Origin of the sequence: Streptomyces sp. BBFR25, assembly GCF_044590125.1 — a bacterium.
Classification (GTDB): Bacteria; Actinomycetota; Actinomycetes; order Streptomycetales; family Streptomycetaceae; genus Streptomyces; species Streptomyces canus_D.
This window is the reverse complement of record NZ_CP172447.1, coordinates 2,333,785-2,343,040: the sequence shown is the minus strand read 5'-3', so window position 1 is coordinate 2,343,040 and position 9,256 is coordinate 2,333,785. Positions and strand designations below refer to the sequence as shown.

The window sequence follows — 9,256 nt, the reverse complement described above, 5'->3', positions numbered from 1 at the left end:
GTAAGCCCAGCCTTTCCTTGCTGGCGGGGCGGAAATGATCGGCGTAGATTGGGTGTTGTTAAAAAGTAGAACGTGTCCAAACTAGTCCCCGGGGGACCTTCATGGCCATCATCGAGACCGAGGCGTCGCTGCACGAGGCGCACCGCGACAACCACACCCACCGCGACGTGAACGGCGGCTGGCTGCGCCCCGCCGTCTTCGGCGCGATGGACGGACTGGTCTCCAACCTCGCCCTGATGACCGGTGTCGCCGGTGGTACGGCGAGCCAGCAGACCGTGGTGATCAGCGGACTCGCCGGTCTGGCCGCCGGCGCCTTCTCCATGGCCGCCGGCGAGTACACCTCCGTCGCCTCCCAGCGCGAGCTGGTCGAGGCCGAGCTGGACGTGGAGCGCCGCGAGCTGCGCAAGCACCCGGCCGACGAGGAGGCCGAGCTGGCCGCGCTCTACGAGTCGCGCGGCGTCGAGCCGGAGCTGGCGCGCGAGGTGGCCCGCCAGCTGTCCAGCGACCCCGAGCAGGCGCTGGAGATACACGCCCGCGAGGAGCTGGGCATCGACCCCTCCGACCTGCCCTCGCCGACGGTCGCGGCGGTGTCCTCGTTCGGGTCCTTCGCGCTGGGCGCCCTGCTCCCCGTCCTGCCGTTCCTGCTCGGCGCCAGTGCGCTGTGGCCCGCCGTGCTGCTCGCGCTGGCCGGACTGTTCCTGTGCGGCGCGGTGGTCGCCAAGGTCACGGCCCGCAGCTGGTGGTACAGCGGCCTGCGGCAGCTCGCCCTCGGCGGTGCGGCGGCCGGTGTGACGTACCTCCTGGGCAGCCTGTTCGGAACGGCCGTAGGATAGCCCGGCTCGAACTTATGCGGTGGTCCGTATAAGTAGCCGTTACTCGCTGGTTTCGAGTGCGTAATCTCCGGGCATGAGCCGTAAGCGCTGTGGGCAATGAAGCCTGCCGTGCACTCGCGGGGTGGGCGACGACGCCCCCTCCGCCCCCTCGGACCGACGGACATCGATCTGTCCGCCCCGGTCTCCATAGCCTCCACCGCGGGCGCGGAACCCCCACCGCAACCCTCCGGTGTCCGCATGCTGGAACGGATTGTCCCGTTTACCGAGAACCATTCCATCATGTAACCTGCACCAAATTTTGCACCCACCGCAGAGGGCCAACGTCGTCCCTCGGCACCTGCACATGCCAGATGACGACGACGGGAGAGCCGATGCGTACGCCGCGCCAGCCGTCCCAGCACTCCGCGAATGGCCAGAACTGGTCCTTCATGGATGCTCGCCCTGCTGCCCAGGGTATGTACGACCCCCGCAACGAACACGACGCGTGCGGCGTCGGTTTCGTCGCCACCCTCACCGGCGAGGCGTCCCACACCCTGGTCGACCAGGCGCTCACCGTGCTGCGCAACCTGGAACACCGCGGCGCCACCGGCTCCGAGCCCGACTCCGGCGACGGCGCGGGCATCCTCTCCCAGGTGCCCGACGCGTTCTTCCGCGAGGTGGCCGGATTCGAACTGCCCGAGGCCGGGGGGTACGCCGTCGGCATCGCCTTCCTGCCGGTCGACGGCACTCAGGACGCCGTCTCGCGCATCGAGACGATCGCCGAAGAGGAGGGCCTCACCGTCCTCGGCTGGCGCGAGGTCCCGGTCGCCCCGCAGATGCTGGGTGCCACCGCCCGCTCCACCATGCCGGTCTTCCGCCAGATCTTCGTGAGCGACGGCACCTCGCGGGGCATCGCCCTGGACCGCCACGCCTTCGCGCTGCGCAAGCGCGCCGAGCGCGAGGCCGGTGTCTACTTCCCGTCGCTGTCCGCGCGCACCATCGTCTACAAGGGCATGCTGACCACCGGCCAGCTGGAGCCGTTCTTCCCGGACCTGTCCGACCGCCGCTTCGCCTCCGCGATCGCGCTCGTGCACTCCCGCTTCTCCACCAACACCTTCCCGAGCTGGCCGCTCGCCCACCCGTACCGCTTCGTCGCGCACAACGGCGAGATCAACACGGTCAAGGGCAACCGCAACTGGATGCGCGCCCGCGAGTCCCAGCTGGCCTCGGACCTGTTCGGCTCCTCCGCGGACCTGGAGCGGATCTTCCCGATCTGTACGCCGGACGCCTCGGACTCCGCCTCCTTCGACGAGGTCCTGGAACTGCTCCACCTGGGCGGGCGCTCGCTGCCGCACTCCGTGCTGATGATGATCCCGGAGGCGTGGGAGAACCACGCCTCCATGCAGCCGGACCGGCGCGCCTTCTACCAGTTCCACTCCACGATGATGGAGCCCTGGGACGGCCCCGCCTGCGTCACCTTCACCGACGGCACCCAGGTCGGCGCCGTGCTCGACCGCAACGGTCTGCGTCCCGGCCGCTACTGGGTCACCGACGACGGCCTGGTCGTCCTCGGCTCCGAGGTCGGCGTCCTCGACATCGACCCCGCCAAGGTCGTCCGCAAGGGCCGCCTGCAGCCCGGCCGCATGTTCCTCGTGGACACCGCCGAGCACCGGATCATCGAGGACGACGAGATCAAGGCCCAGCTCGCCGCCGAACAGCCGTACGGCGAGTGGATGGAAGCCGGCGAGATCGAGCTGTCCGACCTGCCCGAGCGCGAGCACATCGTGCACACCCACGCCTCGGTCACCCGCCGCCAGCAGACCTTCGGGTACACCGAGGAGGAGCTGCGCGTCATCCTCGCGCCGATGGCCAAGGCCGGCGCCGAGCCGATCGGCTCCATGGGCACCGACTCGCCGATCGCCGCGCTCTCCGAGCGCCCCCGGCTGCTCTTCGACTACTTCACCCAGCTCTTCGCCCAGGTCACCAACCCGCCGCTGGACGCCATCCGCGAGGAACTGGTCACCTCGCTGCGCTCCTCGCTCGGCCCCCAGGGCAACCTGCTCGACCCGACGGCCGCCTCGTGCCGCAGCGTCCTGCTGCCCTTCCCGGTCATCGACAACGACGAGCTGGCCAAGCTCATCCACATCAACGCCGACGGCGACATGCCCGGCTTCAAGGCCGCGACCCTCTCCGGTCTCTACCGGGTGCACGGCGGCGGCGACGCCCTGGCCGCGCGCATAGAGGAGATCTGCGCCGAGGCCGACGCCGCCATCGAGAACGGCGCCCGGCTCATCGTCCTGTCCGACCGCCACTCGGACGCCGAGCACGCGCCGATCCCCTCGCTGCTGCTCACCGCCGCCGTCCACCACCACCTCATCCGCACCAAGCAGCGCACCGAGGTGGGCCTGCTGGTCGAGGCCGGGGACGTCCGCGAGGTCCACCACGTCGCCCTGCTCATCGGCTTCGGCGCCGCCGCGGTCAACCCGTACCTCGCGATGGAGTCCGTCGAGGACCTGGTCCGCGCGGGCACCTTCCTGCCCGGCATGGAGTCCGAGCAGGCCATCCGCAACCTGATCTACGCCCTCGGCAAGGGCGTCCTCAAGGTCATGTCCAAGATGGGCATCTCCACCGTCGCCTCCTACCGCGGCGCCCAGGTCTTCGAGGCCGTCGGCCTGGACGAGGCGTTCGTCGCCAAGTACTTCAACGGCACCACCACCAAGATCGGCGGCGTCGGCATCGACGTCATCGCCAAGGAGGTCGCCGCCCGCCACGCCAAGGCGTACCCGGCCAGCGGCATCGCGCCGGCCCACCGCGCGCTGGACATCGGCGGCGAGTACCAGTGGCGCCGCGAGGGCGAGCCGCACCTGTTCGACCCGGAGACGGTCTTCCGCCTCCAGCACTCCACGCGCTCCGGCGCGTACGACATCTTCAAGAAGTACACCGAGCGCGTGAACGAGCAGTCCGAGCGGCTGATGACGCTGCGCGGCCTGTTCGGTTTCAGGTCGGACCGGCAGCCGATCTCCATCGACGAGGTCGAGCCCGTCTCCGAGATCGTCAAGCGCTTCTCCACCGGCGCCATGTCGTACGGCTCCATCTCCCAGGAGGCGCACGAGACCCTCGCCATCGCCATGAACCAGCTGGGCGGCAAGTCCAACACCGGTGAGGGCGGCGAGGACCCGGAGCGCCTGTACGACCCGGCGCGCCGGTCCAGCATCAAGCAGGTCGCCTCCGGCCGCTTCGGCGTCACCTCCGAGTACCTGGTCAACGCGGACGACATCCAGATCAAGATGGCCCAGGGCGCCAAGCCCGGCGAGGGCGGCCAGCTGCCCGGCCACAAGGTCTACCCCTGGGTCGCCAAGACCCGGCACTCCACCCCGGGTGTCGGCCTGATCTCCCCGCCGCCGCACCACGACATCTACTCCATCGAGGACCTGGCCCAGCTGATCCACGACCTGAAGAACGCGAACCCGCAGGCGCGGATTCACGTCAAGCTGGTCTCCGAGGTCGGCGTCGGCACGGTCGCGGCGGGTGTGTCCAAGGCCCACGCGGACGTGGTGCTCATCTCCGGCCACGACGGCGGCACCGGCGCCTCCCCGCTGACCTCGCTCAAGCACGCGGGCGGCCCCTGGGAGCTGGGCCTGGCCGAGACCCAGCAGACCCTGCTGCTCAACGGCCTGCGCGACCGGATCGTCGTCCAGACCGACGGCCAGCTCAAGACCGGCCGGGACGTCGTCATCGCCGCGCTGCTCGGCGCCGAGGAGTTCGGTTTCGCGACCGCGCCGCTCGTCGTCTCCGGCTGCGTCATGATGCGCGTCTGCCACCTGGACACCTGCCCGGTCGGCATCGCCACCCAGAACCCGGTCCTCAGGGAGCGCTTCTCCGGCAAGGCCGAGTACATCGTGAACTTCTTCCGGTTCATCGCCGAGGAGGTCCGCGAGATCCTCGCCGAGCTGGGCTTCCGCTCCATCGAGGAGGCCGTCGGCCACGCCGAGACCCTCGACGTCACCCGCGCGGTGGACCACTGGAAGGCACAGGGCCTGAACCTGGAGCCGCTGTTCCACGTGCCCGCGCTGGCCGAGGGCGCGGTGCGCCACCGGGCCATCGGCCAGGACCACGGCCTGGAGAAGGCGCTCGACAACCAGCTGATCAAGCTCGCCGCCGACGCGCTGGCCGCCCCGGACGCCACCCAGGCCGCCCCGGTGCGCGCCCAGGTCGCCATCCGCAACATCAACCGCACCGTCGGCACCATGCTCGGCCACGAGGTCACCAAGAAGTTCGGCGGCGGCGGGCTGCCCGACGACACCGTCGACATCACCTTCACCGGCTCCGCCGGCCAGTCCTTCGGCGCCTTCGTCCCGCGCGGCATCACGCTGCGCCTGGAGGGCGACGCCAACGACTACGTCGGCAAGGGCCTGTCCGGCGGCCGGATCGTCGTCCGCCCCGACCGGGGCGCCGACCACCTCGCCGAGTACTCCACCATCGCCGGCAACACCATCGGCTACGGCGCCACCGGCGGCGAGATGTTCCTGCGCGGCAAGGTCGGCGAGCGCTTCTGCGTCCGCAACTCCGGCGCGCTGGTCGTCTCCGAAGGCGTCGGCGACCACGGCTGCGAGTACATGACCGGCGGCCACGCGGTCGTCCTCGGCGAGACCGGGCGCAACTTCGCGGCCGGCATGTCCGGCGGCATCGCCTACGTCGTCGACCTCGACCGCGACAACGTCAACGTCGGCAACGTCGACGCGGTCCAGGCCCTGGACGACGCCGACAAGGACTGGCTGCACGACGTGGTGCGCCGCCACGCCGAGGAGACCGGGTCCACGGTCGCCCAGAAGCTGCTCGCCGACTGGCCCGCAGCCGTGGAGCGCTTCAGCAAGATCATTCCCAGCACCTACCAGGCAGTGCTCGCCGCCAAGGACGCCGCCGAGCGAGCCGGTCTCTCCGAGACCGAGACCACCGAGAAGATGATGGAGGCGGCGACCAATGGCTGATCCCAAGGGCTTCCTGAACCACGGACGCGAGGTCGCCAGGACCCGCCCCGTCGAGGAGCGGGTCAAGGACTGGAACGAGGTCTACGTCCCCGGCTCCCTGCTGCCGATCATCAGCAAGCAGGCCAGCCGCTGCATGGACTGCGGCATCCCGTTCTGCCACAACGGCTGCCCGCTCGGGAACCTGATCCCCGAGTGGAACGACTACGCCTACCGCGAGGACTGGTCGGCCGCGCAGGAGCGCCTGCACGCCACCAACAACTTCCCGGAGTTCACCGGCCGCCTGTGCCCGGCCCCGTGCGAGTCGGCCTGTGTGCTCGGCATCAACCAGCCGCCGGTCACCATCAAGAACGTCGAGGTCTCGATCATCGACAAGGCGTGGGAGACCGGGGACGTGGCCCCGCAGATCCCGGAGCGCCTGTCCGGCAAGACCGTCGCCGTCATCGGCTCGGGCCCGGCGGGCCTCGCCGCTGCCCAGCAGCTCACCCGGGCCGGTCACACCGTCGCCGTCTACGAGCGCGCGGACCGCATCGGAGGCCTTCTCCGCTACGGCATCCCCGAGTTCAAGATGGAGAAGCGGCACATCAACCGCCGCATAGAGCAGATGCGCGCGGAGGGCACCCGCTTCCGCACCGGCGTCGAGATCGGCCGCGACCTCAAGGCGACCGACCTGAGGAAGCGCTACGACGCCGTCGTCATCGCCGCCGGTTCCACCACCGCCCGCGACCTGCCGGTCCCCGGCCGCGAGCTGAACGGCATCCACCAGGCGATGGAGTACCTGCCGCTGGCCAACAAGGTCCAGGAGGGCGACTACGTGGCGCCCCCGATCACGGCCGAGGGCAAGCACGTCGTCGTCATCGGCGGCGGCGACACCGGCGCCGACTGCGTGGGCACCGCCCACCGCCAGGGCGCGGCCTCCGTCACCCAGCTGGAGATCATGCCCCGGCCGGGCGAGGAGCGGGACGCGGTGCGCCAGCCGTGGCCCACCTTCCCCATGCTCTACAAGGTCACCAGTGCCCACGAGGAGGGCGGCGAGCGGGTCTACGCCGTCTCCACCACCCACTTCGAGGGCGACGAGGACGGCAACGTCCAGTGGCTGCACATGAGCGAGGTCGAGTTCATCGAGGGCAAGCTGACCCCGAAGCCGGGCACCGAGCGCAAGATCCCGGCCCAGCTGGTCACCCTCGCCATGGGCTTCACCGGCACCGACAAGGAGAACGGCCTCGTCGACCAGTTCGGCCTGGAGCTCGACGAACGGGGTAACATCGCCCGGGACGCCGACTTCCAGACCAACGTGCCGGGTGTGTTCGTCGCCGGTGACGCCGGCCGCGGCCAGTCGCTCATCGTCTGGGCGATCGCCGAGGGCCGCTCCGCCGCCCGCGGCGCCGACCGCTTCCTGACCGGGGCCAGCGAACTGCCGGCCCCGATCCGCCCGACCGACCGCGCCCTCGCGGTCTGACGGACGGAACAACCGAAGAGCGTCCCGCACAAAGGCGTGCGGAACACTGATGGCGCCTGCCCCGTCCCCGACCGGACCAAGGGCAGGCGCTGTCGCATGCTCAGGGCACCCGGTAGGTGTCCCCGTACATCTCCCACACCAGCGGCGTCGCCAGCTCCATGTTCCCGGCGGCGAGGAACCGGCGCTGGGCCGTGTCGACGCGGGAGGTGTCGATGCCCGGGCGCTTGGCCCGCATGGCCCGCACACGGACATCCAGGAAGGCGTCCAGGTAGGCCTTCTCGGAGCCGCCCTGCCCCGGCGTCCTCGCCTTCGCCATGGCCCGCTCGCGCAGCCCGTAGAAGCCCTCGGGGTCGGTGTCGGGGCCGTGGAAGACCATCGCGTCGTAGTAGACGAACTGGCCGAGCGTGCCCAGACCGTCCAGCTTGGCCAGGCGCACCGCCGGGTCGAAGTAGACCCGGTCGCGCTCCTCCTCCTGGGCCGCGCGGAACGCCGGGACCCGAGCCTCCGCCTTCCAGGCCGCGGTGAAGCCCGGGTCCAGGCCCTCGTGGGAGTCGCTGCCGTCGACCTCGCGCAGGGCGGGCAGATACGCGGCCAGGCCGTTGCCGGGGTGGGCCTCGGTGTAGCGCTCGACCAGGGTGAGCAGGTCGTGGGTGCCGGTGCAGAAACCGATGACGCCCGCGGTGTAGCCGTCGCCGTCCCCGAGGTCCTCGATGGTGCCGTAGGCGGTGCGCCACTCGGTGGTCGAGTTCTCTGCGCTGGACACGAGCTGCTGGGCCAGCTCCTTCTTCGCCGGTGCGGCGAGGCCCGGCGGCAGGTCGGCGATGAGCGCGTCGTCCGCCTCCCGCTCCTCCTCGGCCCGGTCCTTGGCGTCGTCGCGGGCCGACCCGGCGGTGGCCGGGGACGACGCGGACGCGGTGGCCGCGGTGTCCGCCGACCCCGCCGTCCCCGCAGAGCCGTCCGGCACGGCGAGGTACACGCCCGCGGCGATCACGGGGAAGGCTCCGAGGAGCAGTACTCCGGCACGTTTCACAGGGGGCTCCCGCCCGTCAGCTCGGACACCTTGACCGCCGCCGTCACCGCCAGCAGCACCACCAGCGCGGCAGCCGCACCGGCCTGCACCGCCACCCGGCGCCCGCCCCGGGGCGCGTACGCGAACGCCAGGGCCAGCGCGCCGCCCACCAGCAGGCCGCCCAGGTGCCCCTGCCACGAGGTGAACCAGGCGGAGACCACCAGCCACAGCAGCAGCCCGGCCATGAAGCGGTTGACCCGGACCATGTCGGCCCCCAGCCGCCGGTGCAGCACGTAGTACGCGGCCCCCACGCCGAAGACCGCACCGGACGCGCCGACCGAGGTCTGCCCGGGGTCGGTGAGGACCAGTTCCAGGACGGAACCGCCGAGCGCCGACAGCAGGTACAGGGCGGCGAACCGGACCCGGCCGAGCATCAGCTCCACCACCCGACCCAACTGCCACAGCGCGACCATGTTCAGCGTGACGTGCAGGATCCCGAAGGTGCCCTCGAAGGGCGACTCGTGGAGGAAGGCGCTGGTGAGCATCCGCTCCCACTCGCCCCCGGCGACACCCTCCACCCGCGGCACCCCGAGGACGAAGAACGGCTGGTCCGCGGGGTAGTGGACGCCGTCCGCCGTGACCAGCCGCGCGGCGACCATGCCGAACCGGTCCACGATGTCCGGCCGCACCACCTCCGCCAGGTACGCCAGCACGGTGAGCGCGAACAGCACGTACGTCACCACCGGCGTCGTAGACATCCGGCCGCCGGCGAGGGTCCGGGCCTGCCGGACCGACCGCGCCCCCTCCTTCGCGCAGGCGGGGCACTGGTGGCCGACGGGCGCCGCACGCATGCAGTCCGGGCAGATGTACCGCTCGCAGCGGGTGCAGCGGACCTGGCACTCCACCGCGGGATGGCGGTGGCAGGTGGTGGCGGTGGACTCGGAATCCACGGGGCCGGCTCCTCGGGACGGGCGGACGGTGAGCCGGTGGG

General features: G+C 71.1%; 5 protein-coding genes. 3 read left to right on the top strand and 2 right to left on the bottom strand.

Annotation, left to right across the window (positions count from 1 at the left end):
- The first annotated feature begins 101 nt into the window (after positions 1-101).
- The 3 genes from ACGH52_RS10630 to ACGH52_RS10620 all read left to right on the top strand — a co-directional run bounded on the left by ACGH52_RS10630 (position 102) and on the right by ACGH52_RS10620 (position 7,256).
- Positions 102-833: a VIT1/CCC1 transporter family protein gene (locus ACGH52_RS10630; protein ID WP_210975542.1), complete on the top strand. Its 732-nt coding sequence runs from the start codon at positions 102-104 to the stop codon at positions 831-833.
- Positions 834-1,261: 428 nt separating this feature from the next.
- Positions 1,262-5,800 (top strand): glutamate synthase large subunit, encoded by a 4,539-nt coding sequence (gene gltB / locus ACGH52_RS10625; RefSeq protein ID WP_399946707.1) that lies wholly within the window; start codon positions 1,262-1,264, stop codon positions 5,798-5,800.
- Positions 5,793-7,256 carry a glutamate synthase subunit beta gene (locus tag ACGH52_RS10620; RefSeq protein ID WP_121702333.1) on the top strand — a complete coding sequence of 488 codons (1,464 nt, stop codon included), beginning with the start codon at positions 5,793-5,795 and terminating at the stop codon, positions 7,254-7,256. Before gltB ends, ACGH52_RS10620 begins: the two co-directional genes overlap by 8 nt.
- A 100-nt stretch (positions 7,257-7,356) precedes the next feature.
- On the opposite strand, the gene ACGH52_RS10615 is transcribed toward ACGH52_RS10620, so the two are convergent.
- Positions 7,357-8,286 carry a chitosanase gene (locus tag ACGH52_RS10615; protein WP_399938741.1) on the bottom strand — a complete coding sequence of 310 codons (930 nt, stop codon included), beginning with the start codon at positions 8,284-8,286 and terminating at the stop codon, positions 7,357-7,359.
- Complete coding sequence (locus ACGH52_RS10610; RefSeq protein ID WP_399938739.1) at positions 8,283-9,215, bottom strand: rhomboid family intramembrane serine protease; 933 nt, start codon at positions 9,213-9,215, stop codon at positions 8,283-8,285. The genes ACGH52_RS10615 and ACGH52_RS10610 overlap by 4 nt, the downstream gene beginning before the upstream one ends.
- Positions 9,216-9,256: the final 41 nt, after the last annotated feature.

What these genes read in the sequence shown, in the direction of transcription:
- ACGH52_RS10630 (WP_210975542.1), top strand. Translation starts at nt 102, where the DNA reads ATGGCCATCATCGAGACCGAGGCGTCGCTGCACGAGGCGCACCGCGAC.
- gltB (WP_399946707.1), top strand. Translation starts at nt 1,262, where the DNA reads ATGGATGCTCGCCCTGCTGCCCAGGGTATGTACGACCCCCGCAACGAA.
- ACGH52_RS10620 (WP_121702333.1), top strand. Translation starts at nt 5,793, where the DNA reads ATGGCTGATCCCAAGGGCTTCCTGAACCACGGACGCGAGGTCGCCAGG.